The following is a 25,527-nucleotide window of genomic DNA, read 5'->3' on the forward strand; positions in this document are numbered from 1 at the left end:
TTAAAGCTTGCGGTTCTCCGGACGTAAAGCCCACGAGACCATATTCAGGGCCGCATAGCAAAGCGGAAGGATAAGTGGAAACCCGTAGTCGGCAGCAAACACATGAGAGAAAGCCGCACCGGTCATGACGAAGAAGATTCCGGCATAAGCCCATTCTTTGAGCCGCGGGAAACCCGGCACGACGAGAGCGATGGAGCCCAGCACTTTCCAAATCCCAAGGATCGTCAAGACATACACGGGGTATTCAAGTTTGGCCACTAGCTCCAGGTTCCCCTCTAACTGCATCAGCTGCCCGATACCGCTTATCGTCATAGATGCTGCCAGCAGTGAAGTGACGATCCAATAACCGATGCTTCTTCCTCCGGGTCTTGCTTCTACTCTCGCGATTGTTTCCGTACCGATCATCTTACTCATTCATGATCTCCTCCTATTTTAACGTGCCAAATGACGATTTATAATTGGACACCATCCAGTGTCATATTGATTATACGACACCATTCGGTGTCACGTCAACCTCTTTTAATCGCAACTTTCGAAAACCACTGTACGTACGGCAAAAAAAAGAAAACGACAGCCCAGGACGAAAACCTAGTCCCGGACTGCCGCTTATGATCTTGTGTTGCCCTGCTCAGACGCTCTCGGACGGTGCGTGCCGTTCCTTGGCGAACGTCCGCAGCAGCGGGGTTCGCAAGCTCACCCACCAGAAGGCTGCAGTCGCCGCCAAACTAAGCGCCGTGCATAATATGAACGCCGAGGCGAAGCCAAATCTGGACGAATACCATCCGCCCAGCACGGCGCCGACAATTTTGCCCGCACCTAACAAGATAATCGAATTGAACATCAGGCCCGTTGCCTTCAGTTCTTTCATCACATGCTCGTTCACATAATGCGAGAGGCACAAGTAAAACAGAATATACGTCCCGCCGTGGAGCGCCCACATGATCACAACCGTCTGCGGCGTCAGTGCCGTTGCATATAGCAGCCAGCGGATCACATGAATCAAGCCCGAAAACAGCAGGATGTTGACCATACCGAAGCGCCGGAAAATCCAATCGAACCAAATCATGAACGGAAACTGACTGATCGAACCGATCGCAATTCCCAGACCAATGATCTCCATACTGACGCCTTGCTCCTGACTATAGATCGCATGAAACGAGAAGAAGAACCCTAACGTCGAAGACAGGATGAAAGCATACGCATACAGCACCATAAGGGGCCGATGTTTGAACAGTTCTGTCACCTTGACCTTCTTCTTGCCGTTCTGATGGCCTTCGACCTTGGGCAATAGCAGCGATATGACGAACGAAACGAACATCACGACGGAAGTTACGATAAAGATGCTGTGAATATTCCGGGCGAACATCCAACCCGCCAATACGGACATGACCGCATACCCAACGGAGCCGAATGTACGCACTCCGGAAAACTTGACGATTCCTTTCGAGGAAAGCTCCAGCGTAATGGCATCGCTTAGCGGGTTAATCGCCACTTGGAAGAAGCTGAACACGACCATGGCGAGCAGCAGCAGCCCGAACGAGATGCCGGACCACTGTACGAGCCAGACCGATAGCGCGGCCAGCAGAATGCAGCATACAAGCACGTTGTTTTTGTACCTTGAACGGTCACTTATAATTCCCCATAGCGGTTGTGCAATCAAGCCGATAACGGCGCCGACTGAGGTCAGGATCCCCACCTCGAAATTCCCAAGCCCGATCTCCGTATAATACACACTGATGTAGGAGAAGAAAGCACCGGTACTCATATAGATCAGCGCATAAAACAAAGACGTCTGCATCATGATTTTATTCATCGTCGTCCACACCTGCAGCATGCCGCATTCCCTTATGTATCATGCATCCCACCGCTTTCAACTTGAATTGCGTGCTTCTTGCCTCATCGCTTTGATTACCTATTTCGATGGCATCCGCATGTTCTCCTTTCTGACTTGTCTGCGGCTCGAAAATAAAAAGAGGCTGCTCGCGGCAGCCTCTTCATGGCGGAACTTAAGTTGTGCGTTCAATTCCTACTGGCAGATCGGTTGACTTCTTGCAGAAGCTGGATCATAGCGGACGCGACACCAATATGCGTGGCCAAATGCTCGGAGGTTGCAAGCAGGAGCTCTCCCCGGTTGTCCGCTTTCAGAAAGTTCTCTTTCACAGGCACTTCCAATTTCCCTCTCAACGTCTCATTGATCAAATAACGCTGTTCTTTTAATTGCGCGATAAGTATATCCCAGGTTGGCGGCTCTTCGGTCCAATCCGAAGCTTTGGTCCGGTAAGCGAACATATTTTGATAAGTAGCCGGGATAACTTGCGGCAGGTCCGCAAGAGCGAACACGTGGAACTCCGTCACGACAAGCACATGCCCGACATGCCATAGAAGATTTGTTTCAAAGCCTGCAGGCACAACTTGGCGTAACTCGGCGGGACATTTGCTTACCAGGTCAATAAAAGCGTCATGTTGTTTGTTAAACGAATGGAATACGAATGGTTCTCTCATAGTTAGCCCTCCAGAATGATATTAGTAGGATGATGTTCTTGCCCGCGTATATATGGAAACCGAATGAATCGGGTGATTAGTCAAACAGCTTGGCATATGCACCGTAGCCTTGGTCTTCGAGCGCTTGCTTGGGGATAAACTGTAACGATGCAGAATTTATACAGTATCGAACGCCCGCCGGTTGGGGTCCGTTATTGAACTTGTGACCCAAGAAGGAATCAGCCTTCTTGCTTCTAACCTCAGGAGCGACAGACAAGAAGCCGCCGCTATGCGTCACAACCAGATTGTTGGGCTCCAGCGGTTTGGTGAAATTCGGCCAACCCACACCTGCATCGAATTTGTCCTTGGAACTGAACAGCGGCTCGCCGGACACGATATCCACATAAATGCCCTCTTCGTGGTTGTCCCAGTACTCGTTGTGAAACGGCTCTTCGTCCCTTCCATGTTGAGTGACTTCATATTGGAGCTTGGTCAGTGTTTGGAGCTTAGCTTCCTTGTCCCCATCTTGCTGCATGTTCACGATCCTGTCACTCCCCCAGATTGGATCTAAGCTTGCCTCGCGGCCGGAACCGAGCAGATTAATTTTGAAAGCGATCGGGTTCTTCTTATAAAAGTTTTGATGCTCTTCTTCCGCCTTGTAAAACGTCGTGGCAGGCTCAATTTTCGTTACAATCGGTTTACCGAACCTTGCTGAAGCCGCTAACGCATCTCTGGATGCCTCCGCCAACGCTTGCTGTTCATTGTTCATATAGAACAAGACGGATTGATATTCGCTGCCGCGGTTGGCGAACTGACCGTTAGCATCCGTAGGATCAACGTTTCGCCAGAAAACTTGCAGCAGGTTGTCATACGAAATTTGATCCGGATTATAACGAACTTCCACCGCTTCGAGATGTCCTGTCCTGCCGGAGCCTACTTCTTCATACGTGGGATTCTCCGTATGACCTCCCGTATAGCCATTTTCAACACTTAACACACCGTCAAGCTTCTCGAACACCTCTTCCATCAACCAGAAGCAGCCGCCTGCGAAAGTCGCCGTTTCATAAGGCGTGTTCGAAACTTCATTCGTCATCACCGCAGCTTGCGCTTTGACGATATCCTTTTTGTGACTGGCACTGAATAAGGAATAGCCAAGTAAGCCAAGCAGCGTGACGGATAACACCATAAAATTGCGGTTTGTTAGCTTCATGATCCTTTCACCTCCACGGTACATAAGGGAGTCGTATACACCCGGGTATCCCTTAATAGTTCAGAAAACAATTGACTTCATAGAAAGTTCCAACCACTAACGTAAGAAGAACAGCCACAAGGACGAAACGCACCGTCGATTTTTTCACGTCTATCCTCCTTTTGTTTTTCGTTACTTGGATTGTAACAAGAATGAATCGCAAGCAAACCTGTGGAAAGTCATGAATTCACAGCAAAAAGGGCACGACCTTTGATCGCTAAAGCATGATATCATTCATGCTCTATGCCAAAAGTCATGCCCTCTTCATCAGCTCAGATGATGAACGGAGAATAACGCCGCTTGCGTTCTATCGCGCAGCCCAAGCTTCGCAATCAGGTTCGAAACGTGATTCTTCACTGTGCCTTCCGTAACAAAAAGCAAGTCCGCCATTTCTTTATTATTGAGTCCTTGACCGAGCAGAGCCAATACCTCTCTCTCCCGGTCCGTTAAATGCCTAAGCTCGTCAGGCTCGGTGCGCTGAGCCGAATGGACCTTGCCCGGATTCACTTCCGTCATTTTCTTGATCTCTTGCAGCAGCACTGCCGTAATCTCGTGTTGAAAAACGGTCCCGCCATTATATACCGTTTGGATGGCGCTTACGATCGCCTCTGATGGCATATCCTTTAATAAGTAGCCATGAACGCCTTTCTCCAGCGCCTTCATAATGAGCTCGGCATCGTCGAAGGTGGTCAGAATCAATACTTTGGTCTCCGGAAAATACTTGAGAATTAACTCCGCCCCTTCGACCCCGTCCATGCCGGGCATTCGAATGTCCATCAGCACCACATCCGGCAGCCACTCGGCTGTCTTGGCATAGGCGTCTCTCCCGTCCACGGCCGTTCCCACCACTTCCATATCCGGTTCCAACCCGATGATGGTCGCAAGTCCTTCTCTCATCAGACGTTGATCGTCAACGATTAATATCTTCTTCAATCCATACTCGCTCCATTTCTGTTACAGAATAAGGGAATTGCACTTCAACCGTGAATCCCGTTCTCTGATCCGTCCGAAAATGCACATCGCCGTGCCACTCCCGCACCCTCTCCTGCAGATTCATTAACCCGAATCCCGGTTTGAGCTCGTGAGGCAGCTCCCCGTCGTTCCGAATGCATAAGGTAAATGCCGCTTCGGAGTAAGTTAACATGATGTAGGCATGTTTGGCCTGTCCATGTTTTTGGGCGTTCGTGAGAGATTCTTGTACAATTCGATAAGCAGTTAGCTGCAGATCGGCAGGGAGAGTGACAGGCTCTCCCTCCACTTCAAGCACGGTATGTACGTTGGCGAATTGGGTGAACTCTTCGGCAAGCACCCGAAGACGCTCCTCGAACGAAGTGGACTGTACAGGTTCATCACGGATCGCCCTTACGGAAAGACGTAATTCTTGCAAAGAGGACCTGACTAGCTCCTCGCACATCAGGTAGGCTTGCTCGCTGCGCGGAGGGTCCGCTTGGTTGAGCTTGCGAGCCACTTGCATTTGAACCAGCAATGCCGTTAATTTATGCCCCACCGTATCGTGAATATCGCGTGCAATTCTTACTCTTTCTCTCGCCGCCGCCAACTCTTCCGCCTTGAGGGCGTATATCTGCAGCCGCTCATGGGATTGCTTCAATTGTTCATACAACTGCACCGTTTCCTTGCGCGCACCTTGATAGAAATTAATCAAAGAGCTCACGATCCCGGCGAAAACAATAAAGGAACACGTAATAAAATAGCTGTTTTTATCCAGATGCTGATACAAGTACCAATCAATACTGCCCATTGTAACAAGATAGACGATAAGCAACAAGATACACGCTGCGATGAGGATGCGGATCTTCTTCAGAAACATCAGAATGGCCAGTGCCGTAATGCCGACAAACAAGTGATTGGGGAGATCTCCGCTCACATAGACATAGCCATAAGAAGCTGATACTAAGAAATCGATGATGAGCAGGTGAAAAAGCCAATTTCTCCGCTTGTTCATTTTGGTGTAGAACAAACTAACTGCCAAGAATACCCCCAAAGAAAAGACTAAAAAACTGAATCGCCAAAAAATCGCAATCGAATTCTCATAATAATAAACACTTGTCAGGACCAATTCGAAGACAAGCTTTAATCCAAAAAACAATCGCAATGAGAGCGGCGCCTTTTGCATAAGATCCGTTCCTTGGAGCATGATCGCCTCTCCTCTCGTCTGGTGGATACATACGTTATCAAAGCACGGTCATTTATAAGATTAGATATCCATCTCTACCTTCCTGCCTGGGTAGTAAGACAAATTCGGATCCATTTGATTTTCTTTGGCGGTTCGTGCGCTGGGAATAAGCTTGTATACTGCGGTATAGCTTCCCAGCGATGAGCGGTACCTCTCGACATGGGACTGTGCAAGGTTTTGCTCGTAATACCCCGGAACGTACTTATCCAACATGCCTTGCATGGCCGCGGTAGCTTCTTGGAGATCCGTCACCTTCTCGAGTGCCCCGAATAGCATCACGCTCATGTAAGCTGTATCCGTTTTGGCGGGGATAGGACTTACCATGGTTCCGTAATCTTCAGATACGGTGAAACAGCAGTTGGGATTGGCATGAATCATCTCCACTTTTCTTCCTTGCGCTGCTCCATGAATATATACGGCTCCATTCATCCAGACATAATTTAAAGGCACCACATAGGGCGTAACCCCATCCGTTAATCCAAGATACCCTGTCCGTGCGCTGCTTAGGAATTGCTCAATGCGCATTTCATCTGTACACACCAATTTTTCTAGGCGAACTTTCTGCATGTTTCCATCCCATCCTTCTAAATAAATGATAAAATCATTGTAGAAAAGTTCTGTACATGAGAAAAGATCCAGAATCAGAAAAATGAATAGGGACAGATGGAGGTTACCGTGGAATTCACCCCGTTCTTGCATAAAGAATTGCCAGAGCCGCTATACAGCCAATTATATCATTGGATTAAGAAAGAAATCGAAGAAAGCCGATTCGTGCCAGGTATGAAAATGCCGTCCATTCGCCAGCTCACCGTCCATCTCAAGGTTAGCCGGAACACCATTGAAGCGGCTTATCAACAATTGCAATCAGAGGGATACCTCGAAAGTATCCCCAAAAGCGGCATCTGGGTTGCAAGCATCGAGCAACCCCTCCTGCATCCGAGTGCGGCCGAACGCCCCGCGATCGCGGCATGTCAGCCGCCCAGCGGCACCATGGTGGATTTCGAATACGGGAATGTCGATGTTGAGAAATTCCCCATGAAGCAGTGGAAGAAATGTTTGTCGGATGTGCTCGATCAAGAGAATGACTGGATGTTTCAGTATACGGAGAATCAAGGCGAGTTGGTTTTGCGGAGGGAAATTGCCAACTATTTGCTGCAATCCCGAGGTGTCCGCTCTACGCCGGAACAGATCATTATAACGGCCGGAACACAGGCCTCTATCGCGTTGATCTGTCAGCTTCTAGCGCTAAGGGAACTAACCGTGGCCATGGAGGAACCGGGATACAGCGGGGTTCGATCCGTCTTTGAGGATCAGGGATGCCATATTGAGCCAATTGCGCTCGAGAAGGATGGATTGTCCGTGGAGCAGCTGCAATCGAGTGTGGCGCAAGCCGTATATGTAACGCCTTCCCACCAGTTTCCGGTCGGTATGGTTCTGAGCATTTCGAAAAGGTTGAAATTGCTAAAGTGGGCCTATCAAACGGGGGGATACATCATCGAGGATGATTATGACGGCGAATTTCGTTACCAGGGTCAACCCATTCCTTCGTTAAAATCCCTGGACGAAGAGGAGCGTGTTATTTATTTGGGTACGTTCTCCAAATCATTCCTGCCTTCATGCCGGTTAAGTTATATCGTGCTTCCCCCTTCGCTCTTGGTCGAATATTCAAGCAAGTTCGCGGCGTATTCCCAATCTGCCTCTCCTATCATTCAGCGGGCTATGGCCCGCTTCATGCAGACCGGTGAATTCGAGAGACACATTCGGCGAATGCGCAAGATGTATCAAAGAAAGCATCAAGCTCTGCTTAGATGTATTCAACACGTTATGGGTACCGGCGTCACTATTGTGGGGGAGCGATCGGGTTTGCATATCCTATTGCGACTTAGTGGCATAACAGCTTCCGAACTCATCGAGAAAGCCGGGCAGAAGGGGGTCAAAGTTTATGCTCCGGTCAGGTTTTGGCATAGTCCCCCGCCCGAGAGCAACTCCTATATCATGCTAGGATTCGGTGGATTAACGGTTGAAGCCATTGAGACAGGCATCCGGATGCTCGCTAGCTGCCTTCCTTCCCCCTATCGGCAATGAGCTGCTTGATCTCATTCAGTTGTCGTGTAAATTTCCGGTAAGTCAGGTAGCCAAGCAGCGATTTGCAAGCAAAGAAAATAATGGCCGCAACAATAATTAAAATATAATTATGGCTAATGACGCCGATCCATTGGTTGAGCTCGTTCAAGTGATCTGTTTTATCCATGCCGCGCTCCTTGTCATATAAACTTCGAACCGTTTACTGGATTGATCGACACATCTACTTCTCATTCCTATATGACTAATAATTAATATGTAAAATTCGCCCAATATGTATGCATGAATTTCCCAGATCCCGATAGCGACATACATGATATAGGCCAATGACAGCAGTAAGAGCAAATACAATAGAGCATCTCTTTTAACGCGCTGTACGAAATAATTTGGTATATAAAAAAACGGAGTCCGCTTCATTGGCGGAGCTCCGTTTGCATAAAAAGTTAACGTATGACTTAGTTCGGTACGGGTATGACGGATTTCGGCACCTTGCAGACGACGCTGTAAGCGGGGTTGAACATATTGGCGATTTCATATTCAACGGCCTGGCCCAGCAGCAGACTGGCTTCCGAAGGCGTTAAGCCGCAATCTGCCTGCAGCAGCCGGAACATCTCGGTCGTCGCATGTTGAAGCGCCTGGTCGAGCGGCCGGGCATTGCCGATACAGAACCAATGCGTGTCGGTTTCCCCCCGCGGCCAACTGATCGGCGTACCTTTCCGTACGCTGAGTGTGAACTGGACATTCATGGAGATTTCGAGACCTGTCCCGATGATCTCGCCGTCACCTTGCAAGGCATGTCCGTCACCCAAATAAAACAAGCCGCCTTCAACCGATACCGGTAAATAGACTGTCGTGCCTGCCACCAGGCCTTTGTAGTCCATGTTCCCCCCGTACATACCGCTCGTCGCCGTTGTGATGAACTGCCCGTTGGCAGGCGCCACACCGAAGCAACCTAGAAAAGGCCGCAAAGGCAGCTTCCATTCAGCCAGTCCCGGCGTCGGATCCTCCAGATAAGCAACGCCCTGCTGCACATCCACCGTCCAGCGTACGATATCCGATGCCGGCAGCGCAGCGGCAAACGAGGGGTCGACGACTCCGGGAGCAAGCATGTTCGTTGTCCAAGCCCAATCGCGGTTCGGTGTGATGGAATCGAATCGAACCGCCAGCGTATCGCCGGGCATCGCTCCTTCTACATAGAAAGGCCCGGTCATCGGATTTCCGCGGGCTGCCGCACTTTCCCCCTTGTCGTCCCAGCCTCTCGCATCGACGGTCGTCGTAATGACCGTATCCCCGTCGCGAATTGTCATGATTGGCGGATGACTGCCTAACGTGTTGAAATAATGCTGAGGTATGAACGAATGAATCACGGTTACTCCTCCTCATGTGCATGATTTAACAGTTCCTGCATGCCACCCCATATATTCCATAACGCCCCCGGATTATCCTGCCCGTTGGACAGCAGCACACAACGGCCGTCGATCGTGTTTATCCTTATCCTCTCGGCATACCTTACTCAGCTTTCAATCTTGCCACCTCTTCGCGGACTCGCGGGGCGACTTCCGTTCCCAGCAGCTCAATGGCCCTCATCACTTCCTCATGCGGCATCGTGCCGACGGGAAGATGCAGGAAGAATCGCGAGAACCCTAACTGTTCGCGCATATAGAGGATTTTGTTGGCGACGGTTTCCGGGTCGCCTACATAGAGCGCGCCGTCTAAACTGCGCGAGGCGTCGAAGCCTGACCGGGTATAGGGTCTCCAACCGCGTTCTTTGCCAAAATAATTAAACGATGCCTGCGTCGGAGGGAAATACTTGTCCACCGCAAGCGAAGTGCTCTCTGCAACGAAGCCCAGGGAGTGTACGGCTATTGGTAATTTGGATACATCATGACCTGCTTGAGCAGCCGCCTTCTTGTAAAGCGGCACTAATGGGGCGAATTGCAGGGGACTCCCGCCAATGATCGCCAGAACAAGAGGCAGTCCAAGTAAACCAGCTCGTATGACGGATTCCGCATTCCCTCCGCTGCCAAGCCAAATCGGTAATGAGGGCTGTACCGGACGCGGATACACACCGAGGTTGGTAAAAGCCGGCCGATGTCCCCCTCTCCAAGTCACTTTCTCCGAATCCCTTAATTGCAATAATAATTCCAGCTTCTCCTCGAACAGTTCTTCATAATCTTGGAGATCGTAGCCAAACAAAGGGAACGCATCGACCATAGAGCCTCTACCCGCGATAATTTCCGCACGTCCGTTGGAAATGCCGTCTAGTGTGGCGAATTGCTGGAATAAACGTACGGGATCGACAGCAGAGAGCACCGTTACCGAGCTCGTTAAACGTATCCTTTGGGTCATGGCCGCCCCAGCCGCTAGAATAACCGCAGTCGCCGAATCCCCAAATTCCTTGCGGTGATGCTCGCCGACACCGAATACATCCAACCCCACCTGATCGGCGAGGACCATCTCCTCAACGACCTCACGAATTCGCTGCGCATGACTGATCGTCTCACCCGTATGAACATCGGGCGTTGTTTCGACAAATGTATCGACTCCAATTTCCATGGTTATATCCCCCTATCATATACGCTAATATTATTTATTCTAAAATTATTTAATTCAATAATTTAAACTATATGACGATGATTTATTTCTGTCAACAGGATAAAAAATCAAAAAAATAAAATGACAAAAAAGCCAGGTCAATGGGATCTGAACCTGGCTTTCAGCTATAATCGTCTGGTCTGGCGTAGTTATCCATTCTTGATCAAACGCTCAAATACTTTCATAAGAATAAGTCCCGAGCATATCCCCAGCGGAACGCAAAGTATCGGGAGCCATATTGGACCAAGCAGCACATTCTTGATACGAAACGTTGAAGAGTACATCAATCCGACCGTAACAAAGTATGCGCAGAAAGCGAACGGCAAAAATATGAACGGTCTTTTTTCGCCTAGAGCCTCTCTGTAAGCATCCCACATAGCAAAAAAGTACAGACAAGGATAAAACATTAACCATTGATAATTAGTTTGCTGGGTTGCTTGCTCCATCTTCCCTTGAAAACTTAACATGATAGCGGTATTGAAATTGGATTGAACATTGATTAATATTTCTAATCCAATGAATAGAACCCCTTTTGCAAATTTGCCATCCAAAAGTTGAGGGAAACCCGGCAAAGCGATACTCCACAACATCTTCTCAAGTTCGTCTTTTGTCATAGTGATCTCTTCTTTGCTTAATATTACTGCTTAATCAACTGTCTGCGGTCCTCCATTTGCGGCGGTTCCTCCAGCCAACCGTGTTTAATCATCAACTTAATTCCTTCACGGGTATATACATAGACATCTTTGGTGATTAATCCTGATTTCAAGCTCAAGTCATTTCGTAATGTAAAAATGGTTCCGAAGCTGCAGCTCACCATCCCGAACGTATTCAGCAGGTGAATACAAAACATCATGAGCTTCTCTGAAAAGGGGGCCAAGGTTGAAGTTGTTACCGTGCTCCCGGAAGTGGCCGAGAACTGAATGTCGCTCTCAAGGAGAATATCTTCAAAGGTTTTTATTTGCTTCTTGGCAAGTTCCATTCCTTTTGCGAAATATTCCCTTATTTCGGCGGTATTCGCACATTGGGCAAAGCCTGAAATGAGCTGTAAGCCAATATTGTTTGTCTCGATCCCATGATGAAGAATGCCTACTTCAATGGTATTCAAGGCTCTTTTGCTGCCAAAGAGATGAAAGCCGCTCAGATAGTCTTCACTCTCAACAAACCCATTGGCATGAGGCAGCGTTACTTTGGGCGGCGTAGTGAGAATCCCCTTTTTAAGCAAATACTCCGTTGATCGTTTATAGACATTCTGAGTAACAGCAGTTAATCCCTCATAAATATCCATCACGACCCCCTGATAAGCCATATTTAAATTCAGTGTGTACATCCCCATGCTTATTTCTTTTAAGACCCGAAGAAGCATAATATCGAATCCATTATCAAACAGTTTCGGTGCTTCTAAATTGACATCCCCCTTGGAAAAGCCTACGGGCACGACGATCCCTTGCGTGTCAAATAAATCAACAATTTTGTCCACATAATGACTCAGATCCTGCCATAAGCCTCCCATAATATTTCTTGCTTCGGGATCATCTGTTTTCTCCATGAAATATTCCAGGATCCTAAGAATGAGCGTTTTTTGCTGATAAGTCAGCCAAAGTGTCCCTAACTCTGATGCGCTGATTGATTCCGCTTTCGATGCCATTGTTATGAGTACCTCCAAGAGCCTTTACCTTAGTATTATCAGAATTGTCAGCCCTATACTAACCCGCTTGGTGAATTGTAATGAAATGCAACCTGAGCAAAATCGGACGGTCCGAATGGTACAATAAAAAAGCTGCCACAGAAAACCTGTGACAGCAGCGCTTTAGGATGTTTAGCGGAAAGCCATGTTCGTACCCGACGGTTCCGTCTGCCGGAACTCTCGCGGGATACGCCGTGCCACCCCCGTCTGAATGGCGGCTTGAATGACAGCTTCTCGAATTCGTCTCACAACCTCCTGATTAAATACGCTCGGGATAATATAAAGCTTGTTCAATTCCTGCTGCGTGACGACGGAAGCGATCGCTGCGGAAGCCGCAAGCTTCATCTCCTCGTTGATCGCGGCAGCCTGACAGTCCAGTGCCGCACGGAAAATGCCCGGAAAACAAAGTACGTTATTAATTTGGTTAGGGAAGTCCGAACGGCCCGTAGCAATAACGCCGGCTATATCTTCGATTTCGTCCGGTTGAATCTCAGGCGTAGGGTTCGCCATCACGAATACGATCGGGTTCTCCGACATCCGCTCCACATCCCGCCGCTTCAGCACGCCCCCGGCAGATAAGCCGATGAACACATCAGCCCCATCGATCACTTCATGCAGGGAACCTTCGCGCAAGTTTGGGTTTGTCCGTTCCGCGTACCCATTCCACATCGGATTCGTGTAATCCGCAGTACGAACCAATGCACCTTCCCGGTCAACCCCGATCAGCTCTTTCACGCCTGCAGCAAGCAAAATGTTGGAGCAGGCAATACCTGCTGCACCGATCCCGCAGATGACGACCTTGGCGTCCTGAATCCGTTTGCCGACAACCTTCAAGGCGTTGATAAGCCCGGCGTATAAGACAACGGCCGTACCGTGCTGGTCGTCGTGAAACACAGGGATGTCCAATTCATTGCGCAGCCGCTCTTCAATCTCAAAGCACCGCGGTGAGGAAATATCCTCCAGGTTGATGCCGCCGAAGCCCGGCGACAGATGCTTGATTGTCGCGACGATTTCATCGGTGCTCTGAGTGCTCAAGCAAATAGGGATCGCGTCAACGTCCGCAAACTGCTTGAACAGCATGGCTTTGCCCTCCATAACCGGCATCGCGGCGTAAGGCCCGATATTGCCGAGCCCGAGGACGGCGCTGCCGTCGGAAACGACGGCGACCGTATTGCGTTTAATCGTAAGCTTATAGGCATTATCGGCATTTTCATGGATGGCCATGCAAACTCTGGCAACATCCGGTGTGTACACCCGGGAGAGATCGTCCCTGTTCTGAATGGGCGCCTTGGGCTTCATCTCGATTTTACCGCCGAGGTGGAGCAGAAAGGTGCGATCCGACACATGAACGAGCCGCACGCCGGCCAGATCTTTCATCCTGGCTGTTATTTTGTCCAGCTGGGCTTGCTCCGTTGCGGATACCGTAATGTCGCGAACCGTCCAATTCGGACCGGTTTGGATGACGTCAATCGCGATAACGTCCCCGCCGTTTTCCGTAATGACCGTAATCAATTGCCCGAAGTGGATCTGCTCCGTCTGCAGTTCCACGCGTAAAATAATGTTTTTACCACCCATTGTCCGATTCATAGCAAGCCTCCAGTGTTTCGTACGATTACGCAGCAGTCCGCTGCACGTTGTTGATGTTAGAATAAGATTTTAGCCATAAAGACAACTCCGGTTACCGTCACGCTGCTCAGCAAGGTGGATAGCAAGACGGCTTGCGCCGCGTACTCCGGATGATTCCCGTACTCCAAGGCGAATGCGGCGCTATTCCTGGACGTTGGAAAGCTGCTGGCAATGAACAAGGCTTGCGCCGCCGGACCTTCCAATTGGAGAAGCCATATAAATCCTAGTGCAATTACCGGTGAAACGATGAGTCTGCCCAGCAAGCTGAAGAGAAGTGCCGGACTGAAGTGCTTGAATTGCATGTATGCGGATTGTGCCCCCAATGTCACCAGTGCAATCGCAAGAAACGCATTAGCGACGTTCTGCAAGGGATTCCAGATAAATCCGGGTATGGGAACCGCGAGAGCATGCATAACCATGCCCAGAATGAATGCATAGATCATCGGATTTCTCATCAGCTCTTTGAGCAGCTTCTGCCCCTGGCTTTGCGCCGATGCCGCGTTCATTAGACCGTACGTATTCGTCAGCATGTTCTGATAAATCGATACGACAATTTGCACGGATAGCCCAAGAGGACTATTGTGAAAAACAAGCTGCGAGACGGGAAGTCCAAAATTGCCGGAATTGCTAAGGACAACGCTGTTGGCAAAGCTCGAAGACAGCCCTTTATCAAAATTGGCTAATTTGGCCGTCATCTTGCTCATCAAGATAAGCATCGCGCTTTGCAGCAACAGGAAGCCCACGATCTGAAATAGAAGAGCCGCTTCAAATTTACTTTCATAAATGTTGGTAAAGCTAACAGCCGGCAGCAGGAAATAAGCATTGAGCTTGGAGAGCGTGTTCATCTCAAAGTGAAAGACACGGTGCATCAGCACGCCGGCACCAATAAGTAAAAAAACGGGGACGATTACATTCAGTAAGATTAAGAACAGAATATCCATGGCCGTTTACTCTCCAATGCCAACCCCTGATCGTTGGAGCGTAACTGACTTGATCAGAGGCTGACGGGAGCTTTTATCCTTCCTCGTTCACAAGAACATTTTTGCCTCTCCATTTCATGATCAGCGGAATGCAGATCCACAGAAGTCCGATGATCAGGAAAACGAGCGAAACCGGCTTTTGCAGGAAGATCATGAAATCGCCGTTGGAGATGGTCAGCGCTCTTCGCATATTGTTTTCCATCATTGGACCGAGAATAAGACCGAGGACTAGCGGCGCCAGCGGGTAATCATTCTTAGCCAGGAAGTAACCGACAAGACCGCAGCCCATGATGAGCATCAGATCGAACGTCGAATACTGAACGGCGTATACGCCAAATACGGAGAAAACGATAATCAACGGAATTAAATATTTCGTTGGAGTTTCAATAACCTTGGCAAACACTTTGACCAAAGGCATATTAAGAATCAACAGCATCAGATTGCCGACGAACATGCTGGCGATGACGCCCCACGCAAGCTGCGGGTGATCCTGGAATAATAAAGGACCTGGCTGTACATTGTACATAATGAAAGCCCCCATCAGAATCGCCGTGGTGCCGGAGGATGGAATGCCCAGCGTTAACAGCGGAATCATCGCGCCACCGGAGGCGGCATTGTTCGCAGATTCCGGCGAGGCTACGCCTTCGATGGCTCCTTTGCCGAATTTCTCAGGATTTTTACTAATCTTCTTCTCCACAATATAGGCGAAGAACGAAGCCAGAATAGCGCCTGCGCCAGGAAGCAAACCGATGAAGAAGCCGAGCACGGAACCGCGTGCGATCGGTGCCGCGCTATCTTTCAAATCCTGCTTCGTCGGCAGAATGCGATTGATTTTGGCCAACTCGCCGTCATTGCCTTCGCGCTGGAGAATCGTCTTGAATACTTCTCCGACGGCGAAGGTACCCACGGCCACGGTTAGGAACTCCAGGCCCTGATACAGCTCGGGAACGCCGAAGGTGAATCGTTCCACGCCCGAAACGCTGTCGATGCCGATCGTCGCCAGCAATAGCCCGAAAGCCGTCATCATGAGCGCTTTCACCATGGATTTGCCGGCTAGTCCGCTAATGGCAAGCAGGCCGAGCACCATGAGGGAGAAATATTCGGCCGGTCCGAATTTGATGGCTACTGCCGATAAGGGACGCGCCAAGAAGATCAACCCGATTAACGAAATAATCCCGGCTGCGAAGGAACCGATTGCCGATATCGCAAGCGCTGCTCCGGCTCTGCCTTGCTTCGCCATTTGGTAACCGTCCAGCGTTGTGACGACAGACGATGACTCCCCCGGCGTGTTCAGAAGGATCGAAGTCGTCGAACCCCCGTACATCGCTCCGTAATACACGCCTGCCAACAAAATGATGGAACTCGTGGCCGCTTCCTCCGGGCTTAAGCCCGCCGTCATCGTTGCCGTGATCGGGATCAACAGGGCAACGCCGCTCATCGGACCGATGCCGGGAAGCACCCCGACGACGGTGCCAATCAAAACACCAAGGAAGACGAACATGACATTATGCCACTGCATGGCCGTACTTAGTCCGTGTAATACATAATCAACCGTACTCATATTAAGCGCCCCCTAACCATGTCGGAAACCCGGGGAGCGATCCATCGAGCACATGGACGTATAAATAATAAACGCCATAAGAGAAACAGGCGGCAATGACGAAGGAAATTCCAACTCTCCCCTTTTGCATCGTTTGGAACCCGATCATCAGGAACAGGAATGTGGAAATGACGAAGCCGATATCTTCAAGGAATAAGGCATATAAGACAGCCGCGATAAAAATGATACCGAATCTTTTGTAATCCAAACTTTCTTCACGTTTCTCAGCACGCTGCTTGCGGAAAGTCTCATAAATGAGACGAATGCTCATCAATGACAAGAATGATCCTAGAATCATAGGAAAAATATTGGCCCCTACATGACTGCCGTAAGCGCTAGTGGAAATGCCTAAAGATCCAATAACAAATGCCAAGCCGATGGCGAAAAAAGCAATGCCGGCATAACGGTCAAACGTCGTACTCATCTCGCTGCCTCCAATCCTAAGGGCAAGGGAGAAGAGGCCTCTTCTCCCTTGTCTTTTTATTTCTGCATGCCGAGCGCTGTCAGCATGTCTTTAAGCTGGGCTTCTTGCTGGCTCAAATAAGCTTTGAAATCATCCGCTTTCTTATAATCCGTTTCCCAGTTGTTCGCCTGCACTTCTTTTTTCCAAGCATCGGACTCTACCATTTTCGCAATCGTCGCTTCCCAGTAGCCTTTGGCATCCGCACTCATGTTCTTCGGTCCGAAGAAACCGCGCCAGATCATGAACTCCGCATCGACGCCCTGTTCTTTCATCGTTGGAACGTCCTTCAGGCTGCCGCCGAGCCTGGACGGCGCGGCTACTGCAAGGATGCGGATCTTCCCTGCTTTCACATATTGATCCAGGGAGGAAGCATCCGTTCCCAATACATCGGCGTTGCCGCCGAGCAGCGCGGTAACGGCTTCTCCGCCGCCGTCATAGGACACGTATTTGACCTTCTTCGGGTCAATGCCATATTTGAACGCCGGCAGAATCGAAACGAGATGATCCATCGATCCGGGCGCCGAACCGCCGGCTACCGTAAGCTTCGTTGGATCCGCCTTCATGTCGTCGAGCAGCGATTTCAAATCTTTATATTTGGAATTTGCCGCTACGGCAACCGCACCATAGTCTTTCGTGAGCTGGGCCAAAGGCGTCGTATCGTTGTAGCCGTACGGCGTATTGCCTTCTTTCTTCAGATGATTAATCAGGATCGGAGGTGAACTGACGAACAGCTTGTAATTGTCTTTCACGTCTTTCGTCGCGTATTCCGCCATGAATACGGCGCCGCCGCCGCCCGGTTTGTTCTCGACGGTAACCGGCTTATCGATGGCTTTCGTTTCCGTTAATACTTTGGCGATGGTCCGAGCCGTCATGTCCCAACCGCCGCCTGCACCGGAAGGAGCGATGATGCTTACCGCTTTCTCCGGATAATTGGATTTCGCCGCTGCCGGCGCCGTAGATTCCTTGCTTTTATCCGCCGCTGCGGTCGATGCCGCCGGTTTGGCCATGTTGCTGCCGCAAGCGGCCAGACTGACGGCAAGAAGACTCACAGCCGTTACTTTCCACGAAGCTAACACCAATTGTTTTATCAAAATGAACCCCTCCGGTTTTCGTTTTTTGTATGCGCTTTCTTTGAAGCGTTTTCAGAATACCATTCGTTAGCGCTTCTTGGGAAGTTTCTGACGATTAGTTGTATTAAAGCTAATTTGAGCATTTTGTTCATATTGTTCACGGATTCGGACACCCTATAACCATCAAAATGATAGCGCTTTATGATACAATACAAGCAAAAAAGGAGGGCCTACTCGGCAATGAAACTGCAAACGAAGCTAATTTTAGTCATTTGCTCACTCCTGTTCTTGGTCATTGTCAGTTTAGGCAGCATCTTTTATTACATCATGACAAGTGCCCTTGAAGACCAGATCGGAACACGGGCGCTCAAGGTCGCAGAAACCGTTGCCAGTATGCCCGACATTCGTCATGCCTTTCAAACGGCCGATCCTCCCCGGATCATCCAGCCTATCGCCGAGAGTGTCCGTGAGAAAATCGATGCTGAGTACATCGTTGTAGGGAATCGCGAAGGCATTCGCTATTCACATCCGCTTCCCGAGCGAATCGGCCATGAAATGGTCGGCGGCGACAACGGTCCTGTGCTGGAGGGACACTCGATTATTTCCAAAGCCGTTGGTTCCCTAGGTCCCTCCCTCCGCGGGAAAGCTCCCGTTCTCGATGACCGCGGCGCCGTAATCGGTATCGTATCCGTTGGCTTCCTGACCAAGGACATTGCCACCATTACCACCGCATACCAATCGCGAATTGAACTAATCTCTCTCATCGTACTGGTTGTTGGACTTATTGGCTCCGTCCTTATTGCGCGCAACGTCAGAAGCTCTATTCATGGCCTGGAGCCCAAGGAAATTGGCGAACTCTACACGGAGAAGCAGGCTATTCTGCAAACCATCCGCGAAGGCATTATCGCCATCAATCGCGACGGCATCATTACGATGGCGAACCGCTATGCCTTGCAGCTTCTGGAACTGCCCGCCACCGCCAAAATTACAGGCAGACACATTGAAGACGTCATCCCCAACACTCGTCTGTATGAGGTGGTACGAACGGGGGAAGCCGAATTCGACCATGAAATGCTGATCGGAGACCATGACGTCATCGTGAACCGGGTGCCGATCGTGAGCAAGAAGCATGGCGTCACAGGTGCCGTCTCCAGCTTTCGAAGCAAGTCCGATCTCTATCGTCTCGCCGAGGAGCTCTCGCAGGTGAAACGCTTCGCCGAAGCGCTGCGTGCTCAGACGCATGAATTTTCCAATAAACTTTATGTCATTTCCGGGCTTATCCAGCTGGAATCGTACCAAGAGGCCGTCGACCTCATCTCCAAGGAATCGGATTTACATCAGAATTGGGTACAATTCATTATGCAGGAAATTCCTGATCCAATGATTGGGGGACTACTGATCGGCAAATTCAATCATGCGCAAGAGCTTAAGCTGAAGTTCGAGCTCGACCACGAAAGTTCGTTCGCGGATATTCCTCCGGCTATCGATCGAAACCTGCTCGTCACGATTATCGGGAATTTGGTGGACAATGCCATGGAAGCCGTACTTGCAGGCGGGGAACCTGCTAGCCCGCAGGTCAAATTATTTTTAACCGATCTCGGCGATGATTTGATTATTGAATGCGAGGACCGCGGTGTCGGCATTTCTGACGACGTAGGCGGGTTCGTGTTCACCAAAGGATTCTCGACCAAGGCTGGTGAACATCGGGGCATAGGTCTGGCATTAGTCCAGCACGCCGTACACAAGCTGAACGGCTATATCACTTATCATAGAAATCCCGCAGGGGGCACCATCTTCACCGTCGCCATACCGAAACATCCCAATCCCTCAGTAAGGAGTCATATCGATGATCCCGGACCGCCAACAACCAGCCATTGAAGTTTTAATAATCGAGGACGATGTGAAAATCGCCGAAATTAATCGCCGATTCATTGAGAAGGTGGAAGGCTTTCGCGTAGTCGGAATCGCTACGGACGACGTCCAGGCCAAAGAGCAGCTGGACATCTTGCGGCCAGACCTCGTCCTCCTTGATGTTTATTTCCCAGGTGCCAGCGGATTGGATATGCTCTCATATATCCGCCAGCATTACCGGGATAGCGACGTCATTATGATCACCGCGGCCAAGGAAGTCGAGACCATCAAGGAAGCCGTTCGCGGCGGAGCGTTCGACTATATTATGAAACCGCTCATTTTCAACCGGCTGCAGGAGACGCTGCTGCGTTATCTGGATTTTCACCGCGAGCTGAATCGATTGAATAGCAGCAGCACCATCAATCAAGGGGATGTCGATCGCCTATTGGCCGGTTCGGGCAAAAAGGAGCCCCGCTCCGAGGCTTCATTCCTCCCCAAAGGGATCGACAAATTGACGCTGGTCAAAATCGTTCAAGCGATTTCCACGGCAGCCGACGGCATGACCGCCGAGCAAATTGCCAAAGAAATTGGCGTCAGCCGCTCGACAGGACGCCGTTATTTGGAGCATCTGGTTTCCTCGGGCGAAGTGTTCGCGGATCTTTCCTACGGCCTCGTCGGACGTCCGGAAAGAGTGTACCGCAAAAAGGGATCATGAAATCCGAACAACAAAGGCTCGGACATTAATGTCCGAGCCTTGATTTTTCTTATTTCTGGAGGAAATAGCCTTCCAGGTCGTCCAGCAGCAGGTTAGCCGCGCGGATTCCGCCGGCTGTATTCCAGACCGCGTCACTCACTTTGTGAACATTGCCTTTTTGGACAACCTCGAGATTTTTCCAAAGCGGATCCTTCAACCATTCTTCCTCAATTTTGTTGCCTTCTCCTTTATCGTTATCATAGGTGAAGTAGAACAGGATGTCGCCGTTCATATCCGGGATGCGCTCTTTCTGCACATCGTCCGCGAACTTCTCCTGATCTTGTGGAGCCGGACGCTGTAAACCGAGCTTCTTCAATACGACGCCGGAGAAGGTGTCCTTCATATAGATCCGGACCTTGCCCGGCATGAATCGCACGATCGATACCTTCGTGTTCAGCTTATCGCCGGCTTTTTGTTTGAACGCCGTGATGCGGTTCTCGAAGTCGCCGATTATTTTATCGCCTTCGGCTTTCTTGTTCATCGCTTCTGCATACAATCGGTAGTTCACTTGCCAGTCGCCCATAAGCTTCTCGGAGAAGACCGTTGGCGCGATAGCCGATAATTGCTGATATACCTTTTCTTGCCGCAATTTGTTACCCAGAATGAGGTCCGGCTTCAAGGACGCGATAAGCTCCAGGTTCGGCTGATTCTCATCCCCGACGATTTGCACGCCTTCCATGTCTTTTTTAATATGGTCGTACCATTCCCCTGTACTCGTAAAAGATTTCACGGCCCCAACCGGTTTGACGCCCAAGCTTAAGACAGCTTCCGTACCCTCGTTGGTGAGGACGACGATTCTCTTCGGCGTACCGGAGATTTTGGCCTCTCCCATCGCGTGCTTGACCGTATATTCAGCGGGCGCGTTAGACGCTGCTGCGGTTGTTGGCGCAGGCGCAGCGGCCTTGTTGTCCGTCGCGGCCGATTGTCCGCAACCGGCAACAAGGAGGACGCACGCTGTGACGAGTCCGAGCAGCGAACTTCTCCAAGTGCGGAGTCGGTAAACTTGTGATGCATGCATGATGTGTTAAAGCCCCCTCGATAAAATGAGAATAATTATCATTGTCATTAATACTATCTAAGTAGTCTAGGCGTGTCAAGGTATACGGCATGTATCTTCATAAGTTGTTCACATTTCAGGAGGCTTTTGTTTCCAACCGTTGAAGATTCTATGGTCTGGTAACGCAACAAAAGCTGCCGGGTCCAACGTCCGGCAGCTCCCAAAAATAGATTCAACACCTCTTAAGCTTATGATTTCTTCCCGTCGTGATAATCTTCCCATAGGGGGGCGATGTATTTTTCTAAAGTTTCTACGACTTCAACTCTGCGGCCCTCTTCAACATTGACAATGTCATTAGAAATCTCATTTCTAATTCGTATAAGCACGTATAATGGAGGCAGTGCAGCTTCACGGAGAGCCTTAATCATGATTTCTTCTTGAAGGGTAATATCCATAACCCATCTCTCGCCCTTTCTAATAGCGAATTTTCACTGGCGCTTCTCTTTCTGCCTGAGAATAATTCCATTATAAACCCTGCCCTCAGTGTTAGGGTCAAGCGAAGATAAGCTTATTTAACCATCGCTGCGAGAACGAACCTTCAATTGTTTCAATCTCTTCATCACATCATTAACGCCGCTGCCAAAGTAATCGTGCAGCAGGCAATACTCTTCATACAGCTGGTTATATATCCGGACGTTTGCCGGTATTGGTTTGAAAGTCTCTTCTCGAACGCGCGCCATATGTTCTGCAGCTTCGACAATCGTGCGATAGCCGCCTCTTGCTTCCCCGGCTGCCACGGCGCCGAACATCGCTGCACCAAGTGCCGGTGTATGTTTCGAGGCCGCCACCTTGATTTCACGATTGGTAACGTCGGCATAAATCTGCATGAGCAATCGATTTCGCTGGGGTAAACCGCCACATGCGTAAAGCTCCTCGATTTGGACACCGCTCTTCTGGAAGGCATCGATAATCTTCCTTGTCCCGAATGCGGTTGCTTCCAGTAAAGCTCGATAAATCTCCTCAGGCTTCGTCAACAAATGAAGTCCCAGAATCACGCCTGTCAGATCCGTGTCAACCAATACGGAACGGTTCCCGTTCCACCAGTCAAGCGCCATAAGCCCTGTCTCAGCCGGTTGGTATTGGGCGGCCTGCTCCTCCAGCCATTGATGAACGCTCACTCCCCGGTGATGTGCCGCTTCATGCACGTAAGCGGGTACCCCCTGCTCCACATACCAAGCGAAAATATCGCCAACGGCCGCTTGTCCTGCTTCATAACCAAAATACCCCGGTATGATTCCGTCTTCTACGACACCGCACATGCCTTCAACCTGCTTCTCTTCAGCATGAAGAACCAAATGGCAGACCGAAGTTCCCATTGCCATGACGAGTTTGCCAGGCGTTACAACACCTACTGCAGGCACGGCTGCGTGGGCATCTATATTACCGACCGCAACGGCAGTCCCTGGCTTGAGACCGAGAGCTGCCGCCATCTCGGCGGTCAGTTCGCCGGCCTTGGTTCCGAGCGGAAACACATGTCCGCGCAGCTTCGTCGTATAGAGCGTTTCCAGCCGCGGATCCAGTTGTTGAAGAAATGCCGGACTCGGATAACCGTCTTGCTTGTGCCACAACGACTTATACCCGGCTGTGCAGCTGTTTCTTGCAATAGTCCCGGTCATTATTGCAGTAACCCAATCGGCTGCTTCCAGGAATTGGTCCGTTCGCTCATACAGCTCTGGCGCTTCATTCAAAATTTGCCATACCTTAGCCAGCATCCACTCCGACGAAATTTTCCCGCCATATCTGGGAAGGAAATCTTCACCGTTAGCCAGAGCTGCAGCATTAATCCGATCGGCCTCTTGCTGGGCCGCATGATGTTTCCATAGCTTGACCCAGCTGTGAGGCATGTCCTTAAACTCCGGGTAGAAACATAACGGATGGCACTTCTCATCTACAGGCAGTATCGTACAGGCCGTGAAATCAATGCCGATTCCCACTACATCGGAAGAATCGACGTTCGACTGGTTCAGTACCGCAGGTATGGATTGCTTCAGAACCTCGAGGTAATCACCAGGATGCTGCAAGGCCCAATCGTGTCCCAATCTGACACCCGATCCCGGCAATGCTACATCAATAACATTGTGTGCATACGGTGTAACATGATCAGCAACCTCTTCTCCATTGCTCAGATCAACTAAAACTGCGCGTCCTGACCCCGTACCATAGTCAACGCCGATTGCATACTTTTTCCCCATTGCGTTTATCCCTCCGCCTGTTATTGATTAACTCTCGCTAGCGCACGATTATAAATAGTCTCAAGCTCTACGGCCCCTTTGTCCTTGCACGCTTGGATGAAAGTATCCCATTCCGTCAAGGCCCCCTCACTCACAATAAATCTGTCCATATGCTGAGTGACATAGGCATCTAATTGGGTGCGGATCCGCCTGAGCAGTTCTCTTTCTTCTTGATTAAATGGCGGATCATTAACTTCCTTATAGTTAATACCGTCAGCAAGATCCTGCAGAGCCTTGTCAGACCACTTCATTAATTCAGGGGCAGAAGAATGAAGGAGAGGATGATCGTCAGAATGAAGCGCTAAACCTAGATAGCCGGTCCCGAGTGCAGACTGCATCGCACGAAACGGATCTTGTTTATTCATAAACTTCACTTTCGTCGCTTCAGACATCGTATACTCGCCGTTCACCAGTGTGTAGTCCACATTCTCGACTCCAAAGCTTGTAAGATTCGTCCCCTCTTCTCCATACATCCAGTCTATCAGCCTTATAACTTCCTCGGGATTCTTCACTTTTGAGCTAACGGCATACATCTCACCCAGATGATCTTGTTGATAAATGTTATTCCGTTTAACCCCTTTATCACTGGCCAATACCGGCAGCATATCGAACTTGGCATTCGCATCCTTAGACTGAAGAACTTTATTAAAGTTGGCTCCGAATCCATTGTTATCTTGGAAAAAGAACGACTTGCCCGCGCTTAACTTCTCCTGCCAGATCTGTGAAGTGGCTACCGCATAATCCGGATCCAGCAGTTTTTCTTTGTAGAGCTTATGCAGATAAGTAATAGCCTCTTTAAACTCCGGCGCGAATGGGCCGAATTTATATTGATTGGCAGACGGCTCGAAATAAATTTTCGTTCCCGTAATATTGGTAAAACCACTGCCAAATCCAAAGGCAATCGGATTGATCAAATTTTCCGTTCCGGTTTTGCCGTTCGCTGCCCGGCTAGTGAAAGGATAGGAATCCGGATAGGCTTCCTTAAGCTTTTTGAGCACCTGATAGAGCTCCTCATAGGTGGTGGGGGTTTTTAAGTTCAGCTTGCTGAGCAGATCTGTACGCATCATAGGAAGCAGACCGGATTGGGCGCTCCACTTGGTTACAAGAGGAAAGCCATACAGCTTGCCATCGACTTTGGTCTTGTTGATTTCAGGCTTCTCATTCACGATCTTTTGGAAATTAGGCATTTTATCCAGATAAGGTGTCAGGTCTAGAAAAATACCGGAATCTGCGTAATTCGAAAGATCATTCTGATTCACCATGATGACATCCGGGATCGAGTTCGTCGCGATTAATGTTTTCTTCTTATCCTCATAATTACTCTGGGGGACACTTTGCAAATCAATCTTTACATGTTTTCTTTTTTGAATTTCTTGAACAACGAGCGAATTCGCTTCTAACGCTTGTGATGAATGCTCATATCTCATCCAAGAAAGCGTTCTCAGTTTAGCTGCTGCCGATGAAGTGTCCGCCGCAGCCATAGACTTAACTAAGCTGCTGCAGCCTGCCAGTAAGCTTCCGGCTACCGCCAGTGAGCAGCAAACGGTTAGTAAGTTTATCTTTTTAACCATGTTGTCCCCCTCACGAACCTGCATTTGCTCAGCCATTTC

The 25,527-nt window shown here is 49.7% G+C and carries 24 protein-coding genes; 3 read left to right on the plus strand and 21 right to left on the minus strand.

Going from position 1 to position 25,527, the window contains the following annotated elements; all coding sequences use genetic code 11:
- The 7 genes from PUT07_RS20165 to PUT07_RS20195 form a co-directional block, all read right to left on the minus strand.
- Complete coding sequence (locus PUT07_RS20165) at window positions 1-414, minus strand: DoxX family protein (protein WP_274470184.1); 414 nt, start codon at window positions 412-414, stop codon at window positions 1-3.
- 214 nt (window positions 415-628) lie between these two features.
- Entirely contained in the window at window positions 629-1,834 is a 1,206-nt protein-coding gene (locus PUT07_RS20170) for an MFS transporter (protein ID WP_274470185.1), read from the minus strand.
- Between the two features lie 185 nt (window positions 1,835-2,019).
- Window positions 2,020-2,502: a DinB family protein gene (locus PUT07_RS20175; RefSeq protein ID WP_274470186.1), complete on the minus strand. Its 483-nt coding sequence runs from the start codon at window positions 2,500-2,502 to the stop codon at window positions 2,020-2,022.
- Between the two features lie 76 nt (window positions 2,503-2,578).
- A complete protein-coding gene (gene msrA / locus PUT07_RS20180; RefSeq protein ID WP_274470900.1) occupies window positions 2,579-3,574 on the minus strand; it encodes a peptide-methionine (S)-S-oxide reductase MsrA in 996 nt (331 codons plus the stop codon).
- A 423-nt stretch (window positions 3,575-3,997) separates the two neighbouring features.
- Window positions 3,998-4,663, minus strand: coding sequence for a response regulator (locus tag PUT07_RS20185; protein ID WP_274470187.1), 666 nt, complete (start codon window positions 4,661-4,663; stop codon window positions 3,998-4,000).
- A complete protein-coding gene (locus tag PUT07_RS20190; protein ID WP_274470189.1) occupies window positions 4,641-5,720 on the minus strand; it encodes a sensor histidine kinase in 1,080 nt (359 codons plus the stop codon). The genes PUT07_RS20185 and PUT07_RS20190 overlap by 23 nt, the downstream gene beginning before the upstream one ends.
- Before the next feature lie 225 nt (window positions 5,721-5,945).
- Window positions 5,946-6,491 carry a pyridoxamine 5'-phosphate oxidase family protein gene (locus PUT07_RS20195; RefSeq protein ID WP_274470190.1) on the minus strand — a complete coding sequence of 182 codons (546 nt, stop codon included), beginning with the start codon at window positions 6,489-6,491 and terminating at the stop codon, window positions 5,946-5,948.
- Window positions 6,492-6,599: 108 nt separating this feature from the next.
- On the opposite strand from PUT07_RS20195, the gene pdxR reads away from it, so the two are divergent.
- Window positions 6,600-8,009: a MocR-like pyridoxine biosynthesis transcription factor PdxR gene (gene pdxR, locus PUT07_RS20200; RefSeq protein ID WP_274470191.1), complete on the plus strand. Its 1,410-nt coding sequence runs from the start codon at window positions 6,600-6,602 to the stop codon at window positions 8,007-8,009.
- Here the strand turns inward: pdxR and PUT07_RS20205 are convergent.
- The 10 genes from PUT07_RS20205 to PUT07_RS20250 form a co-directional block, all read right to left on the minus strand.
- The gene (locus PUT07_RS20205) at window positions 7,978-8,175 is read right to left on the minus strand and encodes a hypothetical protein (protein WP_274470192.1); all 198 of its coding nucleotides are present in this window, start codon (window positions 8,173-8,175) and stop codon (window positions 7,978-7,980) included. The two genes, pdxR and PUT07_RS20205, sit on opposite strands and share 32 nt — an antisense overlap.
- A gap of 286 nt (window positions 8,176-8,461) precedes the next feature.
- On the minus strand, window positions 8,462-9,373 hold the full coding sequence (locus PUT07_RS20210; RefSeq protein WP_274470193.1) for an acetamidase/formamidase family protein: 912 nt from the start codon (window positions 9,371-9,373) through the stop codon (window positions 8,462-8,464).
- Window positions 9,374-9,515: 142 nt separating this feature from the next.
- A complete protein-coding gene (locus PUT07_RS20215; protein ID WP_274470194.1) occupies window positions 9,516-10,562 on the minus strand; it encodes an LLM class flavin-dependent oxidoreductase in 1,047 nt (348 codons plus the stop codon).
- A 188-nt stretch (window positions 10,563-10,750) separates the two neighbouring features.
- Window positions 10,751-11,215, minus strand: a complete 465-nt coding sequence (locus PUT07_RS20220; protein ID WP_274470195.1) for a hypothetical protein — start codon at window positions 11,213-11,215, stop codon at window positions 10,751-10,753.
- A 23-nt stretch (window positions 11,216-11,238) separates the two neighbouring features.
- Entirely contained in the window at window positions 11,239-12,246 is a 1,008-nt protein-coding gene (locus PUT07_RS20225) for a DUF3231 family protein (protein WP_274470196.1), read from the minus strand.
- Window positions 12,247-12,417: 171 nt separating this feature from the next.
- Window positions 12,418-13,872 carry an NAD-dependent malic enzyme gene (locus tag PUT07_RS20230; RefSeq protein ID WP_274470197.1) on the minus strand — a complete coding sequence of 485 codons (1,455 nt, stop codon included), beginning with the start codon at window positions 13,870-13,872 and terminating at the stop codon, window positions 12,418-12,420.
- Between the two features lie 56 nt (window positions 13,873-13,928).
- A complete protein-coding gene (locus PUT07_RS20235) occupies window positions 13,929-14,852 on the minus strand; it encodes an AEC family transporter (RefSeq protein WP_274470198.1) in 924 nt (307 codons plus the stop codon).
- Between the two features lie 73 nt (window positions 14,853-14,925).
- Window positions 14,926-16,452: a tripartite tricarboxylate transporter permease gene (locus PUT07_RS20240; RefSeq protein WP_274470200.1), complete on the minus strand. Its 1,527-nt coding sequence runs from the start codon at window positions 16,450-16,452 to the stop codon at window positions 14,926-14,928.
- A gap of 1 nt (window position 16,453) precedes the next feature.
- Complete coding sequence (locus tag PUT07_RS20245) at window positions 16,454-16,915, minus strand: tripartite tricarboxylate transporter TctB family protein (RefSeq protein WP_274470201.1); 462 nt, start codon at window positions 16,913-16,915, stop codon at window positions 16,454-16,456.
- Between the two features lie 56 nt (window positions 16,916-16,971).
- A complete protein-coding gene (locus PUT07_RS20250; RefSeq protein WP_274470202.1) occupies window positions 16,972-18,045 on the minus strand; it encodes a Bug family tripartite tricarboxylate transporter substrate binding protein in 1,074 nt (357 codons plus the stop codon).
- Window positions 18,046-18,264: 219 nt separating this feature from the next.
- Here PUT07_RS20250 and PUT07_RS20255 point away from each other — a divergent pair, with 219 nt between their 5' ends.
- Both PUT07_RS20255 and PUT07_RS20260 read left to right on the plus strand, forming a co-directional pair.
- Window positions 18,265-19,902 (plus strand): ATP-binding protein, encoded by a 1,638-nt coding sequence (locus PUT07_RS20255; protein ID WP_274470203.1) that lies wholly within the window; start codon window positions 18,265-18,267, stop codon window positions 19,900-19,902.
- On the plus strand, window positions 19,871-20,590 hold the full coding sequence (locus PUT07_RS20260) for a response regulator (protein ID WP_274470204.1): 720 nt from the start codon (window positions 19,871-19,873) through the stop codon (window positions 20,588-20,590). Before PUT07_RS20255 ends, PUT07_RS20260 begins: the two co-directional genes overlap by 32 nt.
- Window positions 20,591-20,639: 49 nt before the next feature.
- Here PUT07_RS20260 and PUT07_RS20265 read toward each other — a convergent pair whose 3' ends face one another.
- The 4 genes from PUT07_RS20265 to PUT07_RS20280 form a co-directional block, all read right to left on the minus strand.
- Entirely contained in the window at window positions 20,640-21,647 is a 1,008-nt protein-coding gene (locus PUT07_RS20265) for an ABC transporter substrate-binding protein (protein WP_274470205.1), read from the minus strand.
- A gap of 227 nt (window positions 21,648-21,874) precedes the next feature.
- Complete coding sequence (locus PUT07_RS20270; protein WP_274470206.1) at window positions 21,875-22,081, minus strand: hypothetical protein; 207 nt, start codon at window positions 22,079-22,081, stop codon at window positions 21,875-21,877.
- Window positions 22,082-22,198: 117 nt separating this feature from the next.
- Window positions 22,199-23,878, minus strand: coding sequence for a ribulokinase (locus PUT07_RS20275; protein ID WP_274470207.1), 1,680 nt, complete (start codon window positions 23,876-23,878; stop codon window positions 22,199-22,201).
- A gap of 20 nt (window positions 23,879-23,898) precedes the next feature.
- Entirely contained in the window at window positions 23,899-25,488 is a 1,590-nt protein-coding gene (locus PUT07_RS20280; protein ID WP_274470209.1) for an extracellular solute-binding protein, read from the minus strand.
- Window positions 25,489-25,527 lie beyond the last annotated feature (39 nt).

Origin of the sequence: Paenibacillus sp. MAHUQ-63, from assembly GCF_028765165.1 — a bacterium.
Classification (GTDB): Bacteria; Bacillota; Bacilli; order Paenibacillales; family NBRC-103111; genus Paenibacillus_E.